18 protein-coding genes are annotated in these 26,650 nt (G+C 66.3%); 11 read left to right on the top strand and 7 right to left on the bottom strand.

Annotated elements, in window-relative coordinates:
- Window positions 1-234: 234 nt before the first annotated feature.
- Entirely contained in the window at window positions 235-1,311 is a 1,077-nt protein-coding gene (locus IB274_RS08095; protein WP_192431506.1) for a sigma-54 interaction domain-containing protein, read from the bottom strand.
- A gap of 224 nt (window positions 1,312-1,535) precedes the next feature.
- On the opposite strand from IB274_RS08095, the gene IB274_RS08090 reads away from it, so the two are divergent.
- Entirely contained in the window at window positions 1,536-1,844 is a 309-nt protein-coding gene (locus tag IB274_RS08090; protein ID WP_045209676.1) for a PsiF family protein, read from the top strand.
- A gap of 182 nt (window positions 1,845-2,026) precedes the next feature.
- On the opposite strand, the gene IB274_RS29820 is transcribed toward IB274_RS08090, so the two are convergent.
- The 3 genes from IB274_RS29820 to dmeF all read right to left on the bottom strand — a co-directional run bounded on the left by IB274_RS29820 (window position 2,027) and on the right by dmeF (window position 4,225).
- Window positions 2,027-2,161, bottom strand: coding sequence for a hypothetical protein (locus IB274_RS29820; RefSeq protein ID WP_017519380.1), 135 nt, complete (start codon window positions 2,159-2,161; stop codon window positions 2,027-2,029).
- 79 nt (window positions 2,162-2,240) lie between these two features.
- Entirely contained in the window at window positions 2,241-3,170 is a 930-nt protein-coding gene (locus tag IB274_RS08085) for a pseudouridine synthase (protein WP_192431505.1), read from the bottom strand.
- Between the two features lie 98 nt (window positions 3,171-3,268).
- Complete coding sequence (gene dmeF / locus IB274_RS08080; RefSeq protein WP_192431504.1) at window positions 3,269-4,225, bottom strand: CDF family Co(II)/Ni(II) efflux transporter DmeF; 957 nt, start codon at window positions 4,223-4,225, stop codon at window positions 3,269-3,271.
- 60 nt (window positions 4,226-4,285) lie between these two features.
- On the opposite strand from dmeF, the gene IB274_RS08075 reads away from it, so the two are divergent.
- Window positions 4,286-4,561, top strand: coding sequence for a metal/formaldehyde-sensitive transcriptional repressor (locus IB274_RS08075; protein ID WP_024764116.1), 276 nt, complete (start codon window positions 4,286-4,288; stop codon window positions 4,559-4,561).
- 30 nt (window positions 4,562-4,591) lie between these two features.
- Here the strand turns inward: IB274_RS08075 and IB274_RS08070 are convergent, their stop codons facing one another.
- On the bottom strand, window positions 4,592-4,822 hold the full coding sequence (locus IB274_RS08070; RefSeq protein ID WP_192431503.1) for a DUF2789 domain-containing protein: 231 nt from the start codon (window positions 4,820-4,822) through the stop codon (window positions 4,592-4,594).
- 169 nt (window positions 4,823-4,991) lie between these two features.
- On the opposite strand from IB274_RS08070, the gene IB274_RS08065 reads away from it, so the two are divergent.
- The gene (locus IB274_RS08065) at window positions 4,992-6,194 is read left to right on the top strand and encodes an MFS transporter (protein ID WP_192431502.1); all 1,203 of its coding nucleotides are present in this window, start codon (window positions 4,992-4,994) and stop codon (window positions 6,192-6,194) included.
- Between the two features lie 25 nt (window positions 6,195-6,219).
- Here IB274_RS08065 and IB274_RS08060 read toward each other — a convergent pair whose 3' ends face one another.
- The gene (locus tag IB274_RS08060; RefSeq protein WP_192431501.1) at window positions 6,220-6,837 is read right to left on the bottom strand and encodes a glutathione S-transferase family protein; all 618 of its coding nucleotides are present in this window, start codon (window positions 6,835-6,837) and stop codon (window positions 6,220-6,222) included.
- Between the two features lie 128 nt (window positions 6,838-6,965).
- Between IB274_RS08060 and IB274_RS08055 the strand changes: the two genes are divergently transcribed.
- The gene (locus IB274_RS08055; protein WP_192431500.1) at window positions 6,966-7,856 is read left to right on the top strand and encodes a LysR substrate-binding domain-containing protein; all 891 of its coding nucleotides are present in this window, start codon (window positions 6,966-6,968) and stop codon (window positions 7,854-7,856) included.
- Window positions 7,857-8,008: 152 nt separating this feature from the next.
- On the opposite strand, the gene ppk2 is transcribed toward IB274_RS08055, so the two are convergent.
- Entirely contained in the window at window positions 8,009-8,827 is an 819-nt protein-coding gene (gene ppk2, locus IB274_RS08050) for a polyphosphate kinase 2 (RefSeq protein WP_192431499.1), read from the bottom strand.
- 268 nt (window positions 8,828-9,095) lie between these two features.
- On the opposite strand from ppk2, the gene recC reads away from it, so the two are divergent.
- The 7 genes from recC (at window position 9,096) to IB274_RS08015 (ending at window position 26,505) form a co-directional block, all read left to right on the top strand.
- The gene (gene recC / locus IB274_RS08045) at window positions 9,096-12,563 is read left to right on the top strand and encodes an exodeoxyribonuclease V subunit gamma (protein ID WP_192431498.1); all 3,468 of its coding nucleotides are present in this window, start codon (window positions 9,096-9,098) and stop codon (window positions 12,561-12,563) included.
- Entirely contained in the window at window positions 12,560-16,234 is a 3,675-nt protein-coding gene (gene recB / locus IB274_RS08040; RefSeq protein WP_192431497.1) for an exodeoxyribonuclease V subunit beta, read from the top strand. The genes recC and recB overlap by 4 nt, the downstream gene beginning before the upstream one ends.
- Window positions 16,231-18,255, top strand: a complete 2,025-nt coding sequence (gene recD / locus IB274_RS08035) for an exodeoxyribonuclease V subunit alpha (RefSeq protein ID WP_192431496.1) — start codon at window positions 16,231-16,233, stop codon at window positions 18,253-18,255. Before recB ends, recD begins: the two co-directional genes overlap by 4 nt.
- A 112-nt stretch (window positions 18,256-18,367) precedes the next feature.
- The gene (locus IB274_RS08030; protein ID WP_192431495.1) at window positions 18,368-21,214 is read left to right on the top strand and encodes an ATP-binding protein; all 2,847 of its coding nucleotides are present in this window, start codon (window positions 18,368-18,370) and stop codon (window positions 21,212-21,214) included.
- Window positions 21,193-22,389, top strand: a complete 1,197-nt coding sequence (locus IB274_RS08025) for an EAL domain-containing protein (protein WP_192431494.1) — start codon at window positions 21,193-21,195, stop codon at window positions 22,387-22,389. Before IB274_RS08030 ends, IB274_RS08025 begins: the two co-directional genes overlap by 22 nt.
- A 144-nt stretch (window positions 22,390-22,533) precedes the next feature.
- A complete protein-coding gene (locus tag IB274_RS08020) occupies window positions 22,534-25,764 on the top strand; it encodes a hybrid sensor histidine kinase/response regulator (RefSeq protein WP_192431493.1) in 3,231 nt (1,076 codons plus the stop codon).
- A gap of 90 nt (window positions 25,765-25,854) precedes the next feature.
- Window positions 25,855-26,505 (top strand): response regulator, encoded by a 651-nt coding sequence (locus IB274_RS08015; protein WP_192431492.1) that lies wholly within the window; start codon window positions 25,855-25,857, stop codon window positions 26,503-26,505.
- The last annotated feature ends 145 nt before the right edge of the window (window positions 26,506-26,650 follow it).

Raw genomic sequence — 26,650 nt, 5'->3', positions numbered from 1 at the left:
AGCTGATGACTAAAAGCTGATGATTTGAAGAGGGTGACTGGCAGCCGATGACGATGTGCCGTTTGCTGGCCGTCGACGTCCCGCCAGGGCGGCACCCTGGAAGTGTAGACGCTCAGCTTGCACTGGCGTGCGGACTGCAAAAACGGCGCGGATTATAACCTTTCGCGGGGGGAGGTCGGGCGGGGATCGCCGACGGACGGTTTCGCCCCCCAGCTGGCGCGGGCTGAGCTCACCTCAGCCGGTGCGGCTGAGGTTCAGTTCGCCGATCTTTTCCAGGCGTGCGCGGACGATGTTGCGGCTGATGCCCAGCAGACGGCCGGTCTGCAACTGGTTGCCATGGCAGAAGTGGTAAGCGGTGCGGAACAGCACTTCCTCGACGTGCTCGTAGAGGTCGGGCTTGTTGCTTTCGAACAGTTCCAGCAGCGCCTGCTCCAGGGTGGCCTCGACGCGGGGAGCCAGGGCGTGGGGGAAGGCTTCGTGGCGCAGCGAGTCATGGCGTGGCGCCGATGGCAGCTCGGCGAGTTGCAGGTCGCCCGGTTGTACCTGCTGGTTACGGCACACCAGCAGAGCGTGGTGAATGGCGTTCTCCAGCTCACGGATGTTGCCCGGCCAGGTGTGGCCCAGCAGCTTGCGCTCGGCCTCGGGGCTCAGGGAGGCACGGTTGTAGCCCAGGCGCTGGCAGTGCTCTTCCAGGAAGAATTCAGCCAATGGCAGGATGTCGCCGGGCCGCTCGCGCAGCGGCGGCAGGCGGATGGTGGCGACGTGCAGGCGGTAGAACAGGTCCTCGCGGAAATGTCCGGCTACTACGGCGTCGGCCAGGTTGACGTTGGTGGCGGCGACTACCCGCACGTTGATCGGCACAGGCGTGCGCGATCCCAGTCGCACGACTTCGCGTTCCTGCAGCACGCGCAGCAGCTTCACCTGCATGTTCAGCGGCAGGTCACCGATCTCGTCGAGGAACAGGGTGCCGCCGTTGGCCGATTCGAACCAGCCGGCCTTGCTGCTGGTGGCGCCGGTGTAGGCGCCTTTCTCGTGGCCGAACAGTTCGCTTTCCACCAGCGTCTCGGAAAACGCACCGCAGTTCACCGCCACAAAGGGCGCACCGCTACGGCGGCTGAGCTTGTGGATATGTCGCGCGACCAGTTCCTTGCCGGTGCCGGTCTCGCCAATGATCAGCGCGTTGGCTTCGCTGGGCGCCAGGCGCTCGATACGGTTGAGCAGCTCCTGCGAGCGCGGGTCCTTGAACACCAGCACCGTGGCGCGGACCGACTTGGTTTGCTCGCGGGCATTGGGAAGGGTCAACAGCGACATGGCAGGTTCCTGGCGTACCGAATGAGTGGCAGCGCCATACTGCGGCATTTTTTATATTTCAAAAAATTATCAATTCGAATTTATATATAACCACTTTATTTTTTTGCCGTGTGCGAATCAACGCGGGCCGGGCGGGATGACGTGTAGGATCGCGTCGCAGCCCTCGCGAATACTGGGCTGCAAGCTACGCTCAGAGTGGCAATTCCACCCTGGGAGACCACTCCATGACCACCGTTCGGATTCCGCTGCTCGTCCTGGCTCTGCTTTTTTCGGCGCAAGGCTTTGCCGCTACCGCCGCGCAGACCGCGCAGCAGGAGAAGATGAAAACCTGTAACGCCGATGCCACCACCAAGGCGCTCAAGGGCGATGAACGCAAGGCGTTCATGAGCACCTGCCTGAAGGCTGGCGGCGGCGAAACCAAGGCCACGACGGCGCAGCAGGAAAAAATGAAGACCTGCAACGCCGATGCGACCAAGAAGGCGCTCAAGGGTGACGAACGCAAGGCGTTCATGAGCACTTGTCTGAAGAAGTGAGGACGGAGCGCGGCAGGGCCGCGCGGGGTACGAAAAAGGGCAGCCATGGCTGCCCTTTTCAATGGTGTCTGTCTCCTCGGCCCGGCATTACAGTCCCGAGAACACCAGCCAGGCCGCGGCCATGGCGTAGAGGACGATCACCGCATCCATGCGCAGCGCAGGCGGGAGTCGCCGCACAAGGTTCATTTCTTGGCCACCGCGGACCAGAAGCCCTGGGCATTGCGGAAGGGCTGGCGGGCCATCTGTTCGGGGCGAGTGATGCCGTCGGCACGCAGGGCGTTGACGAGGGCGGAAAAGGACTTGGCGCTGTAACTCATGATCGGGCTCCCGATGCTTTCTCTCCTTGGGGTGGAGCTATGAAAACACCCGGGCCGCAATCGACGGAAATGGATCGTCTTAAGGGTGACCATCGATGAAATTGATGGAAGGCCAGGTCAGTTCCAGCTGGCTCCTGAAATGCCGTGCCTCACCGGTTATCGGGTCGACGAACTCCAATTGCCGGGCCAGCAGCTTCAGTGGCTTGTCGAAGTCTTCAGCTGGCCGCTCGCCGCGCGGCGGCAGCGTTGGGTAGAGCGGATCGAAGCACAGCGGCGCGCCCAGGCTCGACATGTGCACGCGCAACTGGTGACGTTTGCCGGACACCGGATGCAACCCGTAGCGCCAAAGCTCGCCGCGCTGCTCCAGCACCTCGATGCGCGTTTCGCTGTTGGGCTCACCGTCCACTTCCTGCATGCGGATGAAGGGATCGCCCTCAACCATCCGCGAGCGATGCACCAGCGGGAATTCCTGATGCGGCAGCGCCGGGGCGATGGCCTCGTACATCTTGTCGATACGCCGTTCGCGAAACAGCGCCTGGTAGGCATCGCGGTTATCCGGATTGGCGGAGAACAGCACCAGCCCGGCAGTGAGCCGGTCAATGCGGTGCAGCGGCGCCAGCTGCGGGTTGCCCAGGCGCCTGGTGAGTCGGGCGAGGAGGGTTTCCTCGACGTATTGGCCGGCGGGCGTCACCGGCAGGAAGTGCGGCTTGTCCGCCACCACCAGGTGTTCATCCGCATACAGGATGCTCTCCTGGAAGGGGATCGGCGCTTCCTGCGGCACCTCGCGGAAGTAATGGATGCGCAGCGCTTCGCGGTAGGGGTGGTCGGGGCCGATGGGCTGGCCGTCGTTGTCCAGCACCTTGCCGCGCGCCATGCGGTCCAGCCAGGTGTCGCGGCTGATCGCCGGGAAGCGTGCGCACAGGCAGTCGAGCACCGTCGTCCAGGGGCCGGCGGGCAGGTGCAGGATGCTGGCGCGTTGCTGGGCGGTGGAGAAGCGGGAGCTGGACATGCAGGCAGGCGACCGGGTTCGACAGGCTGCGCATTAGGCCGCAGCGGCGTGGCGGCCGTCAAAGCCGCCACGACTTCCGGTCTTTTAATGGGCCGTCCTCAGGCGGGAATCAGGTTGATCTCCACGGTGATGTGCGCCAGTTCTTCGTGGACCTGCAGGCGCTGGCGCACCAGCTCGGGCGTCAGTTCGCCGCTGCTGGCGAGGCTGACGATACAGGCGTAGCGCGACTTGCCCACGCGCCACAGGTGCAGGTCGGTGATGCGCGCCGGATAGGGCAGCTCGGCGACCACCTCGCGGATTTCCTCCACCACCGGGTCGTTCATTTCCGCGTCCAGCAGCACCCGCCCGCTCTGCTTGAGCAGGCCCACCGACCATACAGCCACCAGCACCGAGCCGATCATACCCATCAGCGGGTCGAGCCAGGCGGCGCCCCAGATCAGCCCGCCGATCAGGGCGATGATTGCCGCCACCGAGGTGGCTGCGTCGGCCAGCACATGGAGATAGGCGGCGCGCAGGTTCAGGTCGTGGCCATGGTCGTGATGGTCATGCCCGTGGTGGTGGTCATGACCATGAGCGTGATCATGGCCGTGGTGATGATGCTCGCCGCGCAGCAGCCAGGCGCAAGCCAGGTTCACCAGCAGACCGATGACCGCAATGGCGATGGCCTGCTGGTAATGGATCGGCGAAGGGGAGAGCAGCCGTGCGACAGACTCGAACATCATCAGCGCCGCCACGCCCAGCAACAGGATGGCGCTGGTGTAGCTGGCGAGAATCTCGATCTTGAAGGTGCCGAAGGCGAAGCGCGCGTCGCCCTTGAAACGCCGCGCCGCCACATAGGCGAAGAACGCCAGCCCCAGCGCCAGGGCGTGGGAGCTCATGTGCCAGCCGTCGGCGAGCAGGGCCATGGAGTTGAAGAGCCAGCCCCCGGCGATCTCCACCACCATCATCACCACGGTCAGCAGCGCGGCGCGCAGGGTGTTGCGTTCGGCCAGGGGATTGCCTTCATGGAACTGATGGTCGTGGCGACCGTCTTGCGGGTGGGCAGCGTGCTGCATGATGATGGTCCGTAGGATCAGTCTGGATACTATACCCCAGTATACCTTTGGAGTTTTGACGTGGGACATACCATCAAGGACCAGAAGAAGCTGCTGACCCGGGTGCGGCGCATCAAGGGCCAGAGCGAGGCGCTGGAGCGGGCGCTGGAGGCGGGCAGCGAATGTGCGGCGATCCTGCAGCAGATCGCCGCCATCCGCGGCGCGGTGAACGGGTTGATGGCCGAAGTGCTCGAAGGCCACCTGCGTGACCACCTGGGCGCCGAGGATCGTACCGCGGCGCAGCGCCACGAAGACCTGGAACAGGTCATGGGCGTGCTGCGCTCTTATCTGAAGTAGAGCCGCTGAACGGGCGCCGCCGCGGGGCGCTCAGTCGGACAGCCGCACCGCCAGTTCGTCTGCCTCCTCGGTCCAATCCGAATCCTGCTGTAGCGCCTCGCGCAGGAACTGCGACTGGGCGGCATTCCAGAATGGCGCGTCCGGCAGTTTCTGGCCCTCGGCGAGGCGGTGGCTGCCGAGGAATGCATCGATTTCCTGGCGCCCTTCTGGCAGGCCCAGTTGCTTGAACAGGGCGCTCAGGCTGTGCTGGCTGGTATCCATGGCGATCTCCTGGGTTGAAGTGGAGCGCGCCGCCACGGCGCGCGGCATTGGAACAACTATAGGAGCCCCTGCCGCCGAGCAAGGTTCGGATTGGCAATTGCGGCGGAAATAGATAGCCTGCTTTCAATCGTCCCCGAACACGCTCCGCCACCCACCGCCAGGCCCGTCCATGAGCTCGTCCGAGCAGCGAACCGCCTCCGTCACCCTGCGCATCCTCGCGACCGTCTTTTTTACCTTCGTCCTGTTCCTGAGCATCGGCCTGCTGCTGCCGGTGCTGCCCGGCTTCGTCCACGAAGGCCTGGGCTATTCGACGGTGATCGCCGGCGTGGTGATTGGCCTGCAGTACATCGCCACCCTGCTGTCCCGCCCGCTGGCGGGCTACGTAGCCGATACTTATGGGGCCAAGCGCGCCGTGCTCTACGGCCTGGGCGTTCTGGGCGCCGGCGGCGTGCTGGTGCTGGCGTCCACCAGCTTCGAAGCCGTGACCCGGGTGAGCCTGATCCTGCTGCTCGGCAGTCGCCTGCTGTTCGGCCTGGCGCAGGGGCTGCTGGGCATCGGTACGGCGAGCTGGGGCATTGCGCTGGTGGGCACGCAGAACACCGCCAAGGTGATTTCCTGGAACGGCATCGTCAGCTACGGCGGCATCGCCATCGGGGCGCCGCTGGGGGTGACCATGTCGGCCTCGCTGGGCCTCTGGAGCCTGGGCGTAAGCATCCTGGTGCTCACCGTGCTGGGCTGGCTGGCAGCCCGTGGTCGTGCGGAGGTCCCGATCATCCCCGGCGTGCGCATGGCCTTTCACGCGGTGCTCGGCCGCGTGCTGCCCTACGGAATGTGCGTGATGCTCGGCTCCATTGGCTTCGGCACCCTGGCGACCTTCATCACTCTCTATTACGGCAGCCAAGGCTGGGCGAACCCGGCCTGGTGCCTGACGGCCTTCGGCGTCTGCTTCGTCGGTGCGCGGCTGATCTTTTCCGGCATGGTCAATCGCTTCGGCGGCTTTGCCGTCGCGGTGGTCTGCCTCGGCGTGGAGGTCTTCGGCCTGCTGCTGCTCTGGCAGGCGCCGGGGCCGGGCTTTGCCCTGCTAGGCGCGGCGCTCACCGGTTGCGGTCTGTCGCTGGTCTATCCGTCGCTGGGCGTCGAGGCGGTGCTGCGCATCCCGGCCAGCAGCCGCAGCGCGGGACTGGGCGCCTACGCGCTGTTCTTCGACCTGGCGATGGGCATCGCCGGCCCGCTGATGGGGCTGGTTGCCGCCCGTCACGGCTACGCGTCGATCTTCCTGGTCGCCGCCGGGCTGGCGCTCTGCGGCTTCTTCATCTGCTTCGGCCTGCTGCGCTTTACCCGGCAGCAGCACGAGGAGTTACCCAGGGACTGATAGGGTTGCCCGGGGCCGGGGCGCATCACACCGGCGGGAAGGCCTTGAAAACGTCCAGCGCTTCGGCCTGTTGCGTCCAATCGCGGACCGCCGGATAGCTCTGCGCCGGGATGTCTTCGGAATGCAGCAGCTGCACGAAGGTCCAGGCCACCGCGATGCTCAGCCCGGCCTGGTCCAGCGGTGCGCCGACATCCAGCGACATCTCGCGCAGCTCGCTCTCCAGCTGCGCCAGGGCGGCGTGCAACTGCTGGTCGACCCGTTCCTGCCAGGTGGCGAGCTGCTTTTCCTGCGGCCGCTGCTGCTCGTAGTAGCGCTGCACCGACTTTTCCATGACCGCCAGGGCCAGGCCCAGCAAGCGCGTGGCGCGCACCCGTGCGGCGGGCTCGGCAGGCATCAGGCTGCGCCCGGCCAGGTGTTCGAGACAATCGATAATCAGGGTGGAATCCATCAATACCTGGCCGTCGCCCAGCACCAGGGTGGGCGCCTTCACCACCGGGTTTATGCCGCGGAATTTCTCATAGGTACTGAACACAGACAGCGACTGGTGGCTGAACTCGATGCCGAGCAGGCGCAGGGTGATGGCGACGCGGCGCACGTAGGGCGAGTCGAGCATGCCGATCAGGTGCGGAAGCTTCTGTTGCATGGGCACATCCTGTTAGTGGAAATTGCATCGTGGTTGGCGCGGCTGTCCGCTAAGTGGCCATGAATCTAGCGGCTTTGGCAGCTGGGAAATAGCGACGATTAGTGACCAATTTGGTTAGGAAAACTTACATGAGTGCATTGCCGCCGCTTTCAGCCCTGCGCAGTTTCGAGGCCGTTGCCCGGCTCGGCAGCGTGACCCTCGCCGCCAGCGAACTGCACGTTACTCATTCGGCCATCAGCCAGCAGGTGCGCCAGTTGGAAAGCCTGCTGGGCATCATCCTATTGCAGCGCGAGGGCCGGGGCTTGCGCCTGAGCGAGGAAGGCCGCCTGTATGCCCTGCAGATTCGCGGCGCGCTGCGCGATATCGCCGAGGCGACCCGTCTGGCAAAAGCGCGTCCGGGTGAGGATGAGCTGGTGGTGGCGCTTACCCCTTCCTTCGGCCAGAAGTGGCTGCTGCCGCGCCTGCCGGGCTTCCGCGCAGCTTATCCACAGTACCGCCTGCGCCTGCTGGCCAGCCTGGAAGTGATGGACTTGCGCCAGGGCTTGGCCGATGTGGCGATCCGCATCGGCCAGGGCCACTGGGAAGGGCTGGCGCAGGACCATTTGTTCGAGGACGAAGTGGTGGTCGTCGCCGCGCCGGACTTCAATGGCGGACGTCTGCCCCGGACGCCGTCGGAGATCCTCTGCTGCCCGCGCGTCACAGGCTTCGAGTCCTGGCTGGGCTGGTGCCAGGCGGCTGGCGTGGCGGTGCCCCAGGAGCCGGCGGAGTTCGTGGTGAACGACTCCAACCTGAGCATCGAGGCGGTGCGCATGGGGCAGGGGATTGGTCTCGAACGGCGCAGCCTGGTGGCCGGGGCGCTGGAAAGTGGCGAGCTGGTGGCGCTGAGTGATCTGCGCGTGCCGTATGGCTTCCCCTACTGGCTGGTATGGCCCGAGCGCCAGGCTACCCAGGCCAAGGTGGCGGCGTTTGCCGGTTGGTTGTCTGGCGAGGTGGAGCGTTATCTTGGCGCCATTGCCTGAGCTTGCTCGCGAACACAGCCGCTGGAGCGCCTGAAAGTACGCCTGCCGCTTTCTCTTGCTGGTTCGGCGTGCACCCCGGCCCCAGGTCAAGGTGCTCCGGGGGCGTGCCTGGCGATTGATCCAGGGCCGGCGGGCGCCGGCCCCGGTTGGCCTCAGAAGACCTCGTCAATGTAGTGGATGGGATAGTCGGGGCTCTTGTACTTGCCGATCTTGCCGCGCCGGGGCAGTTTCACCTCGTCCTGCGGGATGGTCTTGTACGGAACGTGCTTGAGGATGTGGTTGATCACGTTCAGACGCACGCGCTTCTTGTCTTCAGACGGCGCCACGATCCAGGGTGCCCAAGGCGAGTCGGTGGCGGCGAACATCAGGTCGCGGGCACGGGTGTAGTCGTCCCAGCGAGTGAAGGACTTCAGGTCCATCGGCGAGAGCTTCCAGGTCTTGCGACCGTCGGTGATGCGGTCCTTCAGGCGGCGCTCCTGCTCCTCGGGGCTGACCTCCAGCCAGAACTTCAGCAGGATGATGCCGGACTCGGTGAGCATGCGCTCGAACAGCGGTGTCACGGCGAGGAACTTGTCGGCCTGTTCCTCGGTGCAAAAGCCCATCACTCGCTCGACGCCGGCGCGGTTGTACCAGCTGCGGTCGAAGATCACCACTTCACCGGCGGACGGCAGGTGCTTGATGTAGCGCTGTGCGTAGAGCTGGGACTTCTCACGCTCGGTGGGCGTGGGCAACGCCACCACACGAAACACCCGCGGGCTGACTCGCTCGGTGAGCGCCTTGATGGTGCCACCCTTGCCGGCGCCATCGCGGCCTTCGAAGATGATGCAGACCTTCAGGCCCTTGCTCACCACCCACTCCTGCAGCTTGACCAGTTCGACCGAGAGTTTGCGCAGGTGCTCCTCGTACTCCTTGTTCTTCATCTTCCCGGCCTGCTCGGGGGCCGGGTTCTTCGCCTTGCTCTTCTTTCCCATCTCTTCCTCCATGGCTGGCCTGGAACGGCCGTCGAATCAGCATAGCCGCTGGTCGGTGGAACGAACGGTGATGCGGTCTTTTTCGAAAATGTCGGAGAGGCCCGGTTGTGGGCCCGTTTGTGTAAATGAAGAGGTCGGGCGTTTCGCGGTGGTGGGGAAATCCTCCCGCCAGGTGGGGAAAAAGGCTGCTCCGGCGCGCGGTTTTTGGTGAAATGCCCGTCATCCCCGGCGGGCACCCCAAGTTGCCCGCTCCGCATCAGGAGACACGATGAGCGAGCAGCGACTGACCCCCGGCCTGATGGTGATCCATGGCAACCATCCGGAAGCGCTGCGCGACCTGCTGGTGCAGTGGATGAGCCTGCACCCACTGGCGCCGCTGGAGAACGAAGTCATCCTGGTGCAGAGCAACGGCATCGCCCAGTGGCTGAAGCTGGCGCTGGGACGCGATGTGCAGGACGGTGGCTGTGGCATAACCGCCGCGCTGGACGTTCAACTGCCCGCGCAATTCCTCTGGCGCGCCTACCGGGGTGCGCTGGGCTGCGATGAAATCCCCGAAGTCTCGGTGCTCGACAAGGCCCCGCTGACCTGGCGCCTGATGCGCCTGCTGCCGACGCTGCTGGCGCGCGACGAGTTCGCCACCCTGCAACGCTTCCTCGCCGACGACGCCGACCTGCGCAAGCGCCACCAGCTGGCCGAGCGCCTGGCCGACCTGTTCGACCAGTACCAGGTCTACCGCGCCGACTGGCTGGAAGACTGGAGCCGCAACGTCGATCAACTGCGCTTGGCCAACGGCAGCGTGCGCGAGCTGGACGCCGACAACCGCTGGCAAGCCGCCCTGTGGCGCGCACTGCTCGACGATGTCGGCCCCGAAGGCCTGGCCACCAGCCGGGCCGGCGTACACGGGCGCTTCATCGAGAAACTCAAGGCCGCTGACAACCTGCTGCCGAACCTGCCGCGCCGCGTGGTGGTGTTCGGCATCTCCGCGATGCCTGCGCAGACGGTAGAGGCTCTCGCCGTACTGGCGCGTCACGCCCAGGTGCTGCTCTGCGTGCACAACCCCTGCCGCCATCACTGGGCCGACATCGTTGCCGACAAGGACCTGCTGCGCCATGAGTACCGCCGCCAGCGCCGCCGCGCCGGCACCCCGGAGCTGCTCAGTGACGACCAGCAACACCAGTACGCCCAGCCGCTGCTGGCTGCCTGGGGCAAGCAGGGCCGCGACTACATCAACCTGCTCGACCAGTACGACGACCCGGAAACCTACCGCGCGCGCCTGGGTGCGGTGAGCAATGGGCGCATCGATCTGTTCAGCGAGGTGGAGCCGGGCAGCCTGCTCGGCCAGCTGCAGGACGACATCCTCGAACTGCGACCGATCAACGAGACCCGCGAACACTGGCCGGCGGTCGACCCGCAGGTCGACGACTCGGTGCGCTTCCATGTCGCCCACAGCGCCCAGCGCGAAGTGGAGATACTTCACGACCAGTTGCTCGCGCGCTTCGACGCCGACCCCACGCTGCGCCCGCGCGACGTGATCGTCATGGTCCCGGACATCAACCCCTACGCGCCGCACATCGAAGCCGTGTTCGGCCAGATCCCCCGCGACGACAAACGCTTCATCCCCTACACCCTGGCGGACCAGGGACAGCGCGGCCGTGAGCCGCTGCTGGTAGCGCTGGAACACCTGCTGCGGCTGCCCGACAGCCGTTTCGCGGTGAGCGAAATACTCGACCTGCTGGACGTCGCCGCCGTGCGCGCGCGCTTCGGCCTGGCCGACGCCGACCTGCCGCTACTGCGCCGGTGGATCGATGGCGCCGGCGTGCGCTGGGGCCTCGATGGCCAGCAGCGCGAACGCCTCGGCCTGCCCGCCGCCGCCGAAGCCAACAGCTGGCGCTTCGGCCTGCGGCGCATGCTGTTGGGTTTTGCGGTGGGCGAGGGCGAAGCCTTCCAGGGCATCCAGCCCTATGCGGAAATCGGCGGTCTCGACGCCGCCGCCCTCGGCCCGCTGGCCGGCCTGCTCGGCGCGCTGGAAAAGGCCTGCGACCTGCTCGCCGAGGAAGCCGATGCGGTGACCTGGGTGCAGCGCCTGCGCAACCTGCTGGAAGACTTCTTTCAGGTCACCGACGACCATGACGAACTGCTCCGCCAGCAACTGCTGGACCTGCTCGATGATTGGCTGAAAACTTGCGAGTACGCCTGTTTCACCGACCTGCTGCCGCTCTCGGTGGTGCGCGAGGCCTGGCTCAGCGGCCTGGATGCCGGTGGCCTGAATCAGCGTTTCCTCGCCGGCGCGGTGAGCTTCTGCACCCTGATGCCGATGCGCGCGATTCCCTTCCAGCTGGTCTGCCTGCTGGGCATGAACGACGGCGACTACCCACGCCCGCAGTCGCCGCTGGACTTCGACCTGATGCGCAACGACTACCGCCCCGGCGACCGTTCGCGGCGCGAGGACGACCGTTACCTGCTGCTCGAAGCGCTGCTTTCCGCGCGCCGCCAGCTCTACGTCAGTTGGGTTGGACGAAGCATCCGCGACAACAGCGAGCGCCCGCCATCCGTGCTGGTCGGCCAGCTGCGCGACCACCTCGCCGCCGGCTGGCAGGGCGCCAACGGTAGCGACCTGTTGCATGGACTAACCCTGGAACACCCGCTGCAACCCTTCAGCCGCGCCTATTTCGACGCGCCCTCGGCGCAGGGTATCGATGGCCTCTACACCTACGCCCGCGAATGGCGCGACGTGCACCGCGAGCATGACGGCGAGGCGAATGATGCGCCGCTGTCGCCACCGGTGCTGGATGCACCCATCGGCCTGCGCGTGCTCTCGGACTTCCTCGCCAACCCGGTCGGCGCCTTCTTCCTGCAGCGCCTCAAGGTGCGCTTCGGCGAGGAACAACTGACCGGCCAGGACGAAGAGCCCTTCGAGCTGAATGGCCTGGATGTCTGGCAATTGCAGCTCGAACTCTGCGAGCGCTTGCGCCCGTGGGTGGAACAGCATTGGCAGGATGATCAGCTGGGAGCGCAACTCACCGCCCAGGTCGAGCGCCTGCGCCGCGAAGGCCGGCTGCCGCTGGCAGCCTTCGGCGACTTCTCGGCCCAGGCGCTGGTGGCGCCGCTGCACGACCTGCTGGCGCGCTACCGCGAACAGCTGGAGCACTGGTCGCAGGTGGAAGACGAGCAGCGCGAACTCAATCACGAACACGCCGGCATCGAACTGGCCGACTGGCTCGGCGGCCTGCGCCGCAATGCCGACGGCCAGCTCGCCAGCCTGCACCTGGTCAGCGGCAAGCTGCATGAAGGCAAGGGCTACAAATGGCATGGACTGGTGCGCCCGTGGGCGCGTCACCTGGCGTTGCAACTGTGTGGCGAACCGGTGACCAGCGTGCTGGTCGGCCTGACCGGCACCCTGGAATTCCCGCCGCTGCCGGCGCAGGAAGCCCGCGCCGAACTGGATGCGCTGCTGGATGCCTGGTTCCAGGGCATGAGCCGCCCGCTGCCGGTGGCCTGCAAGGCGGCGTTCGCCTGGCTGTCTGCTGGCGATGACGAAGACCGTGCAGCCCGCGAAGCTGCCAAGCGCTACGACGGCGGCTTCAACCTGAGCGGTGAGGTGGCGTCTTCGGCGGCGCTGGCGCGGGTCTACCCGGACTTCGCCGCGCTCAACGCCAGTGGGGAATTCGCGGCCTGGGCGCAGAAGCTGTACGGACCGCTATTTGCGATTCTGCAGCGCAAGGAGGCCGAACAATGAGCGCCGTCGAGCTCAATCCTCTCGACTTCCCGCTGCACGGTAGCCGGCTGATCGAGGCCAGCGCCGGCACCGGCAAGACCTTCACCATCGCCTTGCTCTACGTACGCCTGGTCCTCGACCACGGCGGCGAGCAGGCTGCGTTCGGACGGCCGCTGAGCCCGCCGGAAATCCTCGTGGTGACCTTCACCGAAGCCGCGACCCAGGAACTGCGCGAACGTATCCGTGCGCGCCTGGGCGAAGCCGCGCGCTGCTTCGCCGAGCCCGAGCAGAAACACGACGGCCTGCTGGTGAAACTGCGCGACAGCTACGCCGCCGAGCGCTGGCCCGGCTGCGCGCGCCTGCTGCGGCTGGCCGCCGAATGGATGGACGAAGCCGCCGTCTCGACCATCCACAGCTGGTGCTACCGCATGCTGCGCGAGCACGCCTTCGACAGCGGAAGCCTGTTCACCCAGGACCTCGCCGCCGACCAGAGCGAACTGCTCGCCGAAGCCGTGCGCGACTACTGGCGACGCAACTTCTACCCGCTGGGCGTGGCGGCGGCCAATGCCGTGCGCCATTGTTACGCCGGTCCCGAAGCGCTGGCCCGCGCACTGCAACCGCTGCTTTCGACGCAGGAAGCCGGCTTCCGCTTCGCCGACCAGCCGCTCACGGCCCCGGCTTCGCTGGCCGATCTGCTGGAGGACACCGGCCAGTTCTACGATGAACTCGCTGCCGCCGAAACCCGCGCCCGTGAAGCCTGGGCGGCGGATCGCCAGGGCGTCGCCGAACTGCTGCGCAACCTTCGCGGCGATCTCAACGGCAACAGCTATCGCGGCAAGGATGACGACGCCGTGTTCGCCGGCTGGATCGAAGCGCTGGATGCCTGGAGCGAAGGCGCCGACGCACCGGACAACCTCGCCAAGTTCGGCCAGACGCGGATCAAGGTGAAAGCCAAGGCGGTGGTGCCGGAACACCCGGCGCTGCAAGCCATCGATGTGTGGGTCGAGCGTTCCGAGGGGCGCCCGGAGATCGCACCGCAACTGCTGCTTCACGCTCTGGGCGAAGTGCGGCACAACCTGGAAGTGGAGAAGCAGAAGCGCGCCGAACTCGGCTTCGACGACCTTCTGGTGCGCCTCGACCGCGCCCTGGCCGGCAATGGCGGCGAGCGCCTGGCCGAACGGATTCGCGAGCAGTTCCCGATTGCGCTGATCGACGAATTCCAGGACACCGACCCGCTGCAGTACCGCATCTTCGAGCGCGTCTACCGCATCTCGGAGAACCCCAGAAACCTCGGTCTGTTCATGATCGGCGACCCCAAGCAGGCGATCTACGCCTTCCGTGGCGCCGATATCCACACCTACCTGCGCGCCCGTGCCGCCACCGCTGGGCGGCACTACACGCTGGGCACCAACTACCGCTCGACGCTGGCCATGGTGAACGCCGCCAACCGCTGCTTCCTGTTTGCCGAAGCCCATCCGCGCGGCGCCTTCCGCTTCGCGATGGAGGGTCAGGAAAACCCGGTGCCGTTCCTAAATGTCGAGGCGCGCGGCCGTGACGAAACGCTGCTGCTCGAAGGCAGCGAAGCGCCGGCCATGACCTTCTGGCAACTGGACAACGACGGCCAGGTCTGCGGCTCCACGCTGTACCGCCAGCAGATGGCCGAGCGCAGCGCGAGCGCCATCCAGCGCTGGTTGAGTTCCGCGCAGAGCGGCTTCCGCGACGCCGATGGCCAGTGGCGCGCCCTGCGCCCGGCAGACATCGCCATCCTCGTGCGCGGTCGCAGCGAAGCCGAAGCCGTGCGCGGCGAACTGGCGAAACGCCGGCTTGCCAGTGTCTACCTGTCCGACCGCGATTCGGTGTTCGACAGCCCCGAAGCCGTCGACCTGCTGCACTGGCTGCGCGCCTGCGCCGACCCCGGCGACGATGGCGCGCTGCGCATCGCCCTGGCGACCCGCAGCCTGGCACTGGACTGGGCGACCCTGGAGCGGTTGAACCAGGACGAACGCTTCTGGGAAGACATGGTGCTGCGCTTCCGCGACTACCGCGTGCTCTGGCAACAGCAGGGCGTGCTGCCGATGCTGCGTCGACTGCTCGCCGACTTCGCCCTGCCGGCGCGTCTGCTGCGCGAAACCGATGGCGAACGCAGCCTGACCAACCTGCTGCACCTGGCCGAGTGGCTGCAGCGCGAAGCGGTGGAACTGGACGGCGAACACGCGTTACTGCGGGTGCTCGCCGAGCAACTGGAGAGCCCGTCCAGCGAGGAAATCCTCCGCCTGGAAAGCGACGCCGACCTGATCAAGGTGGTGACCATCCACAAGTCCAAGGGCCTGGAGTACCCGCTGGTGCTGCTGCCCTTCATCTGCACCTGGCGTGAACTGGACGGCAAGAGCGGCATGCCGCCGAGCTTCCAGTCCGGCGAATCGCGGGTGGTCGAACTGTCCCGCGACAAGGAACTGGCCAAGGCCGCGTTCCAGCAGGCTAACGACGAGCGCCTGAGCGAGGATATGCGCCTGCTCTACGTGGCTCTGACCCGCGCGCGCCACGCCGTGTGGCTGGGCATGGCGCCGCTGGTAATGAGCAACAGCAAGAACCCCGAACTGCACAAGGGCGCCATGGGCTACCTGCTCGGCGGCGGCAACGCACTGAGTGTCGAGGACGTGGCCGCGCGCCTGGGCGACTTGCAGGCCGGCCAGGCGGAAATAGCCCTGGAGCCGGCACCGGAAGTCGGTACGCAAGTCTTCGTGGGTCAGCAGGCCGGCGAGCTGGGCGCGGCCCGCGAACCGCGCCGTCGGGTGGCGGAAAAATGGTGGATCGCCAGCTATTCCGCGCTGGCGGCGCTGGCTACCGAAGACGACAGCGAAATCGCCCCGGCACCGGCCGCCCACGAACCCATCAGCGCCGGCGAAGACCTGCTGCGTGAAAGCAGCCTGGAAGAACACCGCGAGCTGGAATCTGTGCCCGCACCCTTCAGTCTGCACGCCTTCCCGCGCGGTGCGAACCCCGGCAGCTTCCTCCACGGCTTGCTGGAGTGGGCCGCCGACGAAGGCTTCAACGTCGACGAAGAACAGCTGCGCGACCAGATCGCCCGGCGCTGCGCCGTGCGCGGCTGGGAAGAGTGGATCGAGCCGCTCGCCGGCTGGCTCGGGCAGTACCTGCGCACGGCGTTCCGCGTGCCCGATGCGGCGCCCGTCAGCCTGGCCGGGTTGACTACTTTCCAGAAGGAAATGGAGTTCTGGTTCTCCACTCGTCACGTCGATACCCAGCGTCTCGACGCTGCCGTGATCCGTCATACGCTCGACGGCGTGGCGCGTCCGACGCTGCAGGTAAACCTGCTCAACGGCATGCTCAAGGGCTTCATCGACCTGGTGTTCGAGCACGAGGGCCGCTACTACGTGGCCGACTACAAATCCAACTGGCTGGGCGCCGACGACGAGGCCTACACGCAAAGCGCTCTACGCGAGGCTTTGCTGGAACACCGCTACGACCTGCAGTACGCACTCTACCTGTTCGCCCTGCACCGGCTGCTGCAGGCGCGGCTGCCCGACTATGACTACGACCGCCATATCGGAGGCGCGATGTACCTGTTCCTGCGCGGCAGTTCCTCGGCGACCCAGGGCATGTACCTGGAGCGCCCGCCAAAGGCGCTGATGGACGAGCTGGACCGGTTGTTCCGCGCGGAGGTGCCGGCATGAAGAGCACCGCGCAAATGCTCGAGCTGATCGGCCGCTGGGCCGAGCGCGGCTGGCTGCGCGAGCTGGACCGCGCCTTCGCGATCTTCCTGGTCGAACGCGCGCCGGACGCCAGTCCGTTGCTGATCCTCGCCGCCGCGCTGGCCAGTCACCAACTCGGTCGCGGGCACGTCTGCCTCGACCTGGAGGCGACGCTGGCTGACAGCCGCTTTGCGCTGTCGCTGCCGCCCGAAGGCGACTCGGCCAAGGACGCCCCGGAGTTGCCCGGCGTACTGCTTGACGGCTTCGACCTCGACGCCTGGCGTGCCGTGCTGAGTGATCCGCGACTGGTCGGCGAAGGCCCTGGCGATACGCCGTTGGTGCTGTCCGGCCGTCGTCTCTATCTGCGTCGCTACTGGCAGTACGAGCGTGAAGTGCGCGCTGGAATCGACCAGCGTCTGCGGCAGGGCGATACGCTGCGTGCCGCGCTTCCCGCTGCCCAGCTGCGTCAGGCCCTGGATGCGCTGTTCCCGAAGAAGCCCGGCGCGCCGGCGGACTGGCAGAAGCTCGCCTGCGCGCTGGTCGCCGGCAACGCCTTTGGCATCGTCACCGGGGGGCCCGGCACCGGCAAGACGACCACCGTGGTCAAGCTGCTCGCCCTGCTGCAAAGCCTGGCGCTGGGGGAGGGAGGGCGGCCTCTGCGCATCCGCCTCGCCGCTCCTACTGGCAAGGCGGCTGCGCGACTGAACGAATCCATCGCTGGCGCCGTGCAGCGCCTGGACCTCGCACGGCTGGCCAATGGCGAGGCTGCGCGCGAGGCGATCCCGACCGAGGTGACCACGCTGCACCGCCTGCTCGGCAGCCGGCCGGATAGCCGCCAGTTCCGCCACCACGCCGGCAACCCTCTGGCGCTGGAGCTGCTGGTGGTGGACGAAGCCTCGATGGTCGACCTGGAAATGATGGCCTCGCTGCTCGCCGCATTGCCGCCGCGCGCGCGGCTGATCCTGCTGGGCGACAAGGACCAGCTGGCCTCGGTGGAAGCCGGCGCAGTGCTCGGCGAGCTGTGCAGCCGCGCCCGCGAAGGTCACTACCGCCCGGCCACCCGCGACTGGCTGGAGGCCGTGACCGGCGAATCGATTGACGCCACGCTTCTGGACACATCTGGCACCGATCTCGACCAGGCCGTGGCGATGCTTCGTCATAGCCACCGTTTCAGCGCCGACAGTGGTATCGGCCAGCTGGCCGAGGCGGTCAACGCCGGCGATATCCCGGCCCTGCGCCAGGTGTGGAAGGCGCAGCACGAAGACCTCGCCCGCATCGCGGTGGACGCCCAGGAAACCCGCAGCCTGCGGGATCTGGTGATCGACGGCGGGCGCGGTGGCGACCTGTTCGGCCCGGTCGGCTACGCCCACTACCTGCGCGTCGTCAGCGGTGCGCGGCCAGCGGACAACGCCGCTCAGTCTGCGCTGGATGGCTGGGCCAGGCAGGTGCTGGAAGCCCACGGTCAGTTCCAGTTGCTCTGCGCCTTGCGCCGCGGGCCCTGGGGCGTGGAGGGGTTGAACAGCCTGATCGGCGACCTGCTGCAACGCGAAGGCTTGATCCCCACGGCTAGCGGCTGGTTCGCTGGTCGCCCGGTGCTGGTCACCCGCAACGACTACGGCCTGGGACTGATGAACGGCGACATCGGCATCACCCTGGCACTGCCGCAGGCGGCCGACGACGGCTCGGTGCGTTGGGTGGCGCGAGTGGCCTTCCCGGCGGGCGACGGTACCGACGCCATCCGCTGGATCCTGCCCAGCCGCCTGCAGGCGGTGGAGACGGTATTCGCCATGACCGTGCACAAGTCCCAGGGCTCGGAGTTCACCCACGCCGCGCTGCTGCTGCCCGACAGCCTCAACCCCATCCTCACCCGCGAGCTGGTCTACACCGGCATCACCCGCGCGCGCAAATGGTTCACCCTGGCCAGCGCCGGTCGCGGCTGGCAGGTGCTTGAGGCCGCGACGGAGCGGCGGGTGCAGCGGGCGAGCGGGTTGCTCGATGGTTAACCCGACGCGCTGAGCGACCGCTCGCATTTCCCCACTTTTTAGATTTATCTGATCCCCACTTTTTAGATTTGTCTGATGTCCGCCTGGCAAGCTTTTCGCCAGGCTGGCGGCCATGAAACTCAAGCAGTTCCTTCGTCGTCAGGATTCGTCCTTTTCCACCCCGAAGGCGGCCCGAAAGCTTCTTCGTCTGCTGGCCGGGGTGGTGATCGCCTGCCTTTTCTTCACCCTCAGCCTGTTCCTTGCCGCGAGCCTCAATAGCGAAGTGTCGCAGTTGCGTCGGCAGATGAACGCGGCCATGTACGAAGCCCAGGATTACCTCGGCCAGCGCGAATCGCTGCTGGAGCACATCAGCCGGGGTGTGACCTGGAAAGTGCGTGAGCCGATGGTGCAGTGGCGCCAGTTGAGCGTGCCGGTGCCGCCCCACGAGCAGATTTTCGTCACCCTCGGCGAGCCCGGTTCCAGCTGGAGCCTGGCGCTGTCCGGGCGCGACCTGGAGGAGATGGAGGCCAAGCGGCTGAACCTGATCTATGTCTCCCCCGAAGACGATCGCACGGTGACGCGGTTGTACGGGGCGCCGGCGCTCAACGCCGTGGTGCCGCCGTCGGTGCTCGAAGCGCTGGCGCAACCTGGTACGCCGACGGAAGAGCGACAGGTGCGCTGGCTCGCCGACCCGACCGACCCGCAGGCGCGGCAGTACCTGTTCACCCGCGTGACCAGCGAGCAGGACAACGGCTGGCTGGGGCTCGAGCTGTTCGGCGCTGACCTCTCCGCGGCCTTCGGTGTGCCCGAAGCCGGGCGCTTCCTGCTGCTGGACCGTGAGCACCGGGCGATTCTCGGCAGCGCGGTCACACCGCAACTCGGCCTGCAGTTCAGCGACCTGTGGGACGGCGACAACTTCGCCTTCAGCGGGCCCGGCCTGCTGCCCAGCCACCTGGCGCTGCTCAAGCACCTGGGCAGCTCCGACTGGTCGCTGATCTACTACTTCAACCTGTACGACCTGCTGCTGCCGATGTGGCCCAGGATCCTCGCATCGCTGGCCTTCCTGCTGGGCTGCTCGCTGCTGGTATGGGGCATGTGCCGACGCATCAACCGGCGCCTGATCGGCCCGGCGCAGCACCGTCTCGATGCGCTGGTGGAGAACGAGGGGTTCTCCCGCGCGATGATCCAGACCGCGCCGGTGGCGCTCTGTGTGCTGCGGCGCAGCGATGCCGAGGTGGTGCTGGAGAACCGCCTCGCCCAGCAATGGCTGGGCAGCGGCGATGAGCGTCGTTACTGGAGCCATGGCTGGCTGGAGCGCGGCTTCAGCAGTGGCGAGGAGGGCGGCTCGGAAGAGGTGGATACCCATACCGGAAGGCATCTGTACCTGAGCTACACGCCGACCCGCTACAAGGGCGAGGAAGTGCTCTGCTGCGCCTTCAGCGATATCAGCGCGCGCAAGCAGACCGAGGCGGCGCTGGCTGAAGCCAAGCGCCTGTCGGACACTGCCAACGAGGCGAAGACGCTGTTCCTGGCGACCATGAGCCATGAAATCCGGACACCGCTGTATGGCGTGCTCGGCACCCTTGAGCTCCTCGGTCGCACGGCGCTGGATCACCAGCAGTCCGGGTATCTGCGCGCCATCCAGCGCTCGTCCTCGACCCTGCTGCAATTGATCAGTGATGTGCTCGATGTATCGAAGATCGAAGTCGGCCAGCTGGGCCTGGAGCCGGTGGAGTTCTCGCCGCTGGAACTCACCCTCGACAGCGTCCAGTCATACGCTGCGGCGGCTCGCGCCAAGGGCCTGCAGATCTATGCCTGCTGTGACTCGCAGATGCCCGAGCGGGTACTGGGCGACGCCACGCGTATCCGCCAGATTCTCAACAATCTGCTGAGCAACGCGGTGAAGTTCACCGATAGCGGACGCATCGTGCTGCGCGTGCGCGCCGAGACCGGCGAGGGCTGGAACGACACCCTGCACTGGCAGGTGGCCGATACCGGCATCGGCATTCCCGAGGACCAGCAGGCGAACCTCTTCGACGCCTTCTACCAGGTCTCCGGCCAGGCGCGCATGGCCGGTGGTACCGGGCTCGGACTGTCGATCTGCAAGCGCCTGACCGAGCTGATGGGCGGGCAGTTGCGGGTGGTCAGCGACGTGGGGCTGGGCAGCAGCTTTTCCCTCAGCCTGCCGTTGCAATGCGTGGATCGGCAGTCTTCCAGCGCCCCCAGGCTGTGCAACTCGATGGTGTGGGTGCACGCTCCGACCCGTGAACTGGCCGATAGCCTCTGCGGCTGGATTGCCCGCTGGGGCGCGCGGGCCCAGGTGGTGGCCTGTGACCAGCCGGTGGAGGAGGATGCTTCCAGTGTCCTGGTGGACCTGCGCTTCAATCCCCATGACCGCAAGCCGCTGCCCGGCTGGCGGGGCTGCCGGGTACTGGTGACCGACCTGGGCGGCGAGCAGCCACGCCAGGAAGGCTGCGACTGGCATGTGGGTCGCTACAACCTCGAAGGACTGCGTCGTGCCCTGGCAGCAGCGCAGGGCTGCGCCAGCAGCGAGGCCGCGCGTCTGGCCGAGACCCTGCCCGATATCGGTCTGGGCCTGCGCGTGCTGCTGGTGGAGGACAACCCGATCAACCAGCTGATCCTGCGCGACCAGCTGGAGATGCTCGGTTGCGCAGTCGAACTGGCCGCCGATGGCCGGCAGGCGCTGTCGCGCTGGCAGCCCGATGCCTTCGACGTGGTGCTCACCGACGTCAACATGCCCCATCTCAACGGCTATGAACTGGCCCGTGCGCTGCGCCAGCGCGGCTATCGTGGGCCGATCGTCGGCGCCACGGCTAACGCCATGCACGAGGAGAACGAACGTTGCCTCGCTGCCGGCATGAACCTCTGCCTGCTCAAACCGGTGGACCTGCGCACCTTGCGCCAATGCCTGACCAGCCTGCCCGCGGAGGTGCCGCCATGCGACATCAGCGAATCCTGATCGTCGAAGACCAGCCCTTCCAGCGCGAATACCTGATCAACCTGTTCCGCGAGCAGGGTGCCGTGCAGCTGCGCGCCGCCGAGGATGGCGCCGAGGCGCTGCGCTGGCTGGAACGGGAACGCTTCGACCTGGTGGTCAGCGACCTGATGATGCCCGGCCTTGACGGCGTGCAACTGATCCAGCGGCTGGCCGCACTGAGCCATCCGCCGCTGCTGGCGATCATGAGTTCGGCTTCGCGCCCGCTGATGGGCAGTGCCTGCATGGTGGCCCGCGCCCATGGCATCACCGTGCTCGAACAGATCGCCAAGCCCGCCCGCGCGCCGGTGATCCGCCGCCTGCTGGAGAAGCTCGTGACACGCCTGGAGCGCGAGGAGCAGCGCCGCGCACCGGATATTCCAGTGCCGACTCGCGAGGAGCTGGAACAGGCTCTGGAGCAGCGGCAGTTCTGTGCATGGTTTCAGCCCAAGGCTTCGCTGATCGACGGCCGCATCGTTGCGGCGGAGGCTCTGGTGCGCTGGGAGCACCCTGGTTATGGTGTGTTGCAGCCGGGCAGCTTCATGGCGGCGCTGACTGCCGCCGGGCTGGACGATGCGCTGCTGTGGGTGGTACTCGAACAGGCGCTGCAGGCCCAGGCCGACTGGGGCAAGCTGGGCTTTCATCTGACGGTGGCGGTCAACCTGCCGACTCATCTGCTGGATGATCCGGACCTGCCGGATCGGCTCGCAGCCTTCGTCGCTGCCCGTGGCGGAGTGCCGGCGCACATCGTTTTCGAACTGCTCGAATGCAGCAGCACGGCAACCCCAGCGAACTACTATGCTGGCACCTGCCGCTTGCGCATGAAGGGTTTTGGCCTTGCCCAGGACGATTTTGGCCAGGGCTACAGCTCGCTGTACAACCTGGTTTCGACCCCCTTCACGGAGCTCAAGATCGATCGCGCGCTGGTGCACGGGTGCGTCGACGACGATGGGCTGGCAGCGGCGTTGGAGAGCATCGTCAAGCTCGGCCGGCAGCTTGGGCTGGAGGTGATTGCCGAAGGCGTGGAGCACCCGGACGAGCTGGCGCTGCTGCGTCGGCTGCGGTGTGATTGCGCCCAGGGCTTCCTGTTCTCCGAGGCGGTGCCGCCTGCCGTATTCACCCGCCAGTTGCTCCAGGAACGCTCCGCGATGGCTCGTTGATCCACGGCAGAAACATCGCAGATGTCAGGGCGGTCGTCGGCCTCCAAGGGGCCGACGGGTCGCCTAATGCCTGACTCACATCTACAGTCTGCTGGTATCCGGCGGGCCCTCCGCCGCCACTTTCCGCGACACCGGATGCTTCGCATGAAGGAACATGACAACGGCTCGATTCGTAAACTGGCGAGCACCTCGCTACGCCTGAATATCGTCTTGCTGTGTGCCGTCTCCCTTGCGCTGATACTCGTTGGCGCCTGTTACTGGGCGCTTGGCCGGCTGGTGCAGGAAGAGCGTGACAAGGTGCATTTCCATTTCAGCCGGCTGGTCGGGGACCTCCACGAGCACGAGGCTTTCCTCAACCGCATCGCCCAGCAGAGCGACGCTTCCACCCAGCGCCAGGACCTGGACGTGATCCCCCTGCAACGTCGAATGCTGGTCAGCGAGCACGGTATGGAGATCCACGAAGGACGGGAGTTCTCCTTCGCCATGCCTTTCACCCTGGCACAGCAGGTGCGTGGCGGCGGCCCACAGACGAGGGCCGGGACTTTCTCTTTCGGCGTGATGCTGGCGAATTTCTACAGCAGTTATTGGAGCACCTCATCCTTCCCGTCGCCGCAAGTGCTGGTGCTCGACCTCAACGGGCCGACCAGCCTGGCGGTGCCCGCCATCGGCAACTTCCGTGATCTTCGCCCAGTGACCCGACGCACCTACCTGCCGGTGATCGAGCAGGTGCGCCAGGTGCTGGAAACACGTTCCCCCCAGCGCAGTGACAGCCGGGTGCACTGGGCCAAGGCGCAGAACTACACCGGAGGCAGTCGCGAACTGCTGGCCTATGTCAGCCTCGACCTGCCCGATGAGCTCTGGTGGGATTCGGACCTGGACCGCAGAGTGGTGGCGGTATCGCTGCTGGATCTGGGGCGGATCAATGACATGGAGCAGATACTCGATCGCCCGGTTTTCGACGAACTGGAGCTGATCACCCCACAAGGTAACGTGCTGATCGATGTCCCCGGTTCGGAAAAGGACTATGCGGATGGGCTCAACATCGACACTGACGGTCTGGTATTCAAGATTCGCAGCGAGTTCGACGGTGGCTGGACCGGGCTCTATCACCTGAGCTATCGCAGTTTCTTCCGCTATGCCAAATGGGAGTTCTTTGGTGGCCTGGCGCTGATCCTGGGCAGCCTGGCGGGTGGCTGGCTGGCGATCTCCTGGTATTCGCGTCGCGTGATCAGGCCAGCACGCCAGGCGCACCTTGATCTGGTCGAGAGCGATGCCTTCAGTCGCGCGGTGATCCAGACCGCGCCGGTGGCGCTATGCGTGCTGCGCCATGGCAGCCACCAGGTGGTGATGCAGAACCGCTTGGCCGAGCAATGGCTGGGCGATGGCGAGGCCATCACCCGCATCAGCCGCGACTGGGACCTCAGCGGACGGGTTGGCGAGGGCAACGGCGAGCTGGTCTTCGAAGTGGAAGGACGCGCGCTGCACGCCAGCTTCGCGCCGACCCGCTACCGGGGCGAGAATGTGGTGCTCTGCGCCTTCAACGACATCAGCGCGCACAAGCAGGCGCAGCAGATGCTGGCCGACGCCAAGCTCACGGCGGATGCCGCCAGCGAGGCGAAATCGGTGTTCCTCGCCACGATGAGCCATGAAATCCGCACGCCGCTCTATGGGGTGCTGGGCACCCTGGAACTGCTCGGCCTGACCGAATTGACCCCGCAGCAGCGCGACTATCTCGCCACCATCCAGCGTTCGTCCTCGACCCTGCTGCAACTGATCAGCGACATCCTCGATGTGTCCAAGATCGAGGCCGGGCAGATGGCGCTGGAGGCGGTGGAGTTCAACCCACTGGAGCTGGCGGAGGGCGTGGTCGCCAGCTATGCCGGCGTAGCCGAGGGCAAGGAGCTGCAGCTCTACGCCTGCATCGACACGAATGTTCCGGGCCTGGTGCGCGGCGATGCTGCGCGTATCCGGCAGATTCTCGCCAACCTGCTGAGCAACGCGCTGAAGTTCACCGACATCGGTCGCGTGGTGCTGCGACTGCGCATCGTGGCCGGCGAAAAGGGCGAGGCGGCCCTGCAGTGGCAGGTGACCGATACCGGCATCGGTATGTCCGACGCGCAGCAGCAGCGGCTGTTCGAACCCTTCTACCAGGCTCACGGTCACGAGCACACGGTCAGCGGTACCGGCCTGGGCCTGTCGATCTGCGCGCGACTGAGCGACCTGATGGGTGGACAACTGCGGGTAGTCAGCGAAACCGGGTTGGGCAGCAGTTTCACCTTTACCCTGGCGCTGCCGGTGTTGGAGCACGCTCAGCCATCGGTTGCCGACGCGCCGCTGCTACCACAACCGGTCTACGTGCGGGCGCCGGTGAAGGAACTGGCGCAGAACCTGGCCGCCTGGGTCGACTGCTGGGGCGGCTCGGCGCTGGTTCAGGAAGAGCTGCCGCCGGACGTTCCGCCCGGCGCGGTGCTGCTGGACCTGCTCGAGGCCAGTGGCGAGCAGCTGTGGAGCGGTGCGCGGGTAAATGCTTTGACCGAGGGCAGTGTGCAGCCACAGGCTTCAGCCCAGGGTTGGGAGGTCAGCCTCTACCATCTGTCCGGCATCGCCCAGGCTTTGCGCCTCGCGCAGCAGGGCGGAGGTGGCGAGGCCCGCCAGACTCCCCGTGTCGCCCGATTGGGCAAGCTCGGCTTGCGGGTCCTGGTGGCCGAGGACAACCCGATCAACCAGGCGCTGCTCAAGGAGCAGCTCGAGGAGCTGGGCTGCCGCGTCACCCTGACCAGCAACGGGCGCGAGGCCCTGCAGCGGTGGGCGCCCGGAGCCTTTGACGCGCTGCTGACTGATGTGAACATGCCGGTGATGAACGGCTACGAACTGGTCGGCGAGCTGCGCCGCCAGGACAGCTGGCTGCCGATCATCGGCGTGACCGCCAACGCCCTGCGCGAGGAGGGCGAACGCTGCATGGCAGTGGGGATGAACGCCTGGCTGGTCAAGCCGATGAGCCTGCGCACATTGCACGACGGCCTGCTCAAGGTCTGCGGCCATGTGACGGCCGAACCACCGCAAAGCCAGCAGCAGGAACAGGCGCCGGCGCAGGACCGGATCGAGGTCTCGGAGAAGATGCGCGATCTGTTCCTGCGCACCATGCGCCAGGACATGCAGGGGGTGACCGATGCTCTGCAGTCCGGCGACCTGGCGACCGTCCGCCAGCAGGTACACCGCCTGCGTGGCGCGCTGGCGGTGGTCCGGGCCCATGGCCTGAGCGATGCCTGCGGCTCGGTGGAGGAGGCGCTGATTGCGCAGCCCGCCGGGCCGGAACTGTCCGCGGCGGTGAACGCGCTGCTGGGACGAATCGAGGCGGCCCTGGTCAGCCTCTGAGAGCCTGTTCGGTAACCGGGGCTACTCTGGAAGAGTGGCCGTGCCTCTGTGGCCGGCCGACGATCGCAAATGTTGGGACTCAAGAAACTCATGGAAAAAGTCAGAGTGGCACTAGCGGACGACCATCCCATCGTCCTGATGGGGGTTCGCGAGGTGATCGAACGGGACGATCGCTTCGAGGTGATCGGTGAGGCGCACAACTCCAGCGAGCTGGTGGCGCTGTACCGTGAGCAGCGGCCGGCCATCGTCATCACCGACTACAACATGCCGGGCGACCAGACCTATGGCGACGGAATCAAACTGATCGAGTTCCTGCTGCGCAACTTCCCCGACACGCGGATCCTGATCCTCACCATGCTGTCCAACCCGCTGATCCTCTCCAGCCTTTACGACCTGGGTGTGTCGGGGGTGATCCTGAAGAACGGCGACCTCAACGAGATCCTCGTGGCGCTCAAGGCATTATCCCAGGACCGCATCTACCGCGGGCCGGGCATGCAGTCCTCGAACAGCGTGCTGTCCAGCGGGGATGATGTGGAGGGACGCATCGCCAGCCTGTCGGTGAAGGAGTACGAAGTGCTGCGCCATTTCGTGTCGGGGATGAGCGTGCGGGACATCGCGCTGCTGCTGAACCGCAGTGTGAAGACGGTGAGCGCGCAGAAGATCTCCGCCATGCGCAAGCTGGATGTGGATACCGACCAGGCATTGCTGACGTTTTGTGTGATGGCCAATCTGTTCCAGTAGGCATGACGCCGCGCTCCCCCTGTAGGAGATTCTATGTCTACCCCACCGTATCGGCCGCAGTCCGATACGGTTGCTGAGTCGTCATCAGGGCAAAGGCAATCCGGGCCAATTTGCGGGCGAGGACGGTCAGCGCCTCGATCTTTTG

It is taken from the genome of Pseudomonas sp. PDM18, assembly GCF_014852585.1.
Taxonomy (GTDB): Bacteria; Pseudomonadota; Gammaproteobacteria; order Pseudomonadales; family Pseudomonadaceae; genus Pseudomonas.
The sequence above is the reverse complement of the archived record's forward strand: the minus strand, read 5'-3'. Positions and strand labels throughout refer to the sequence as shown.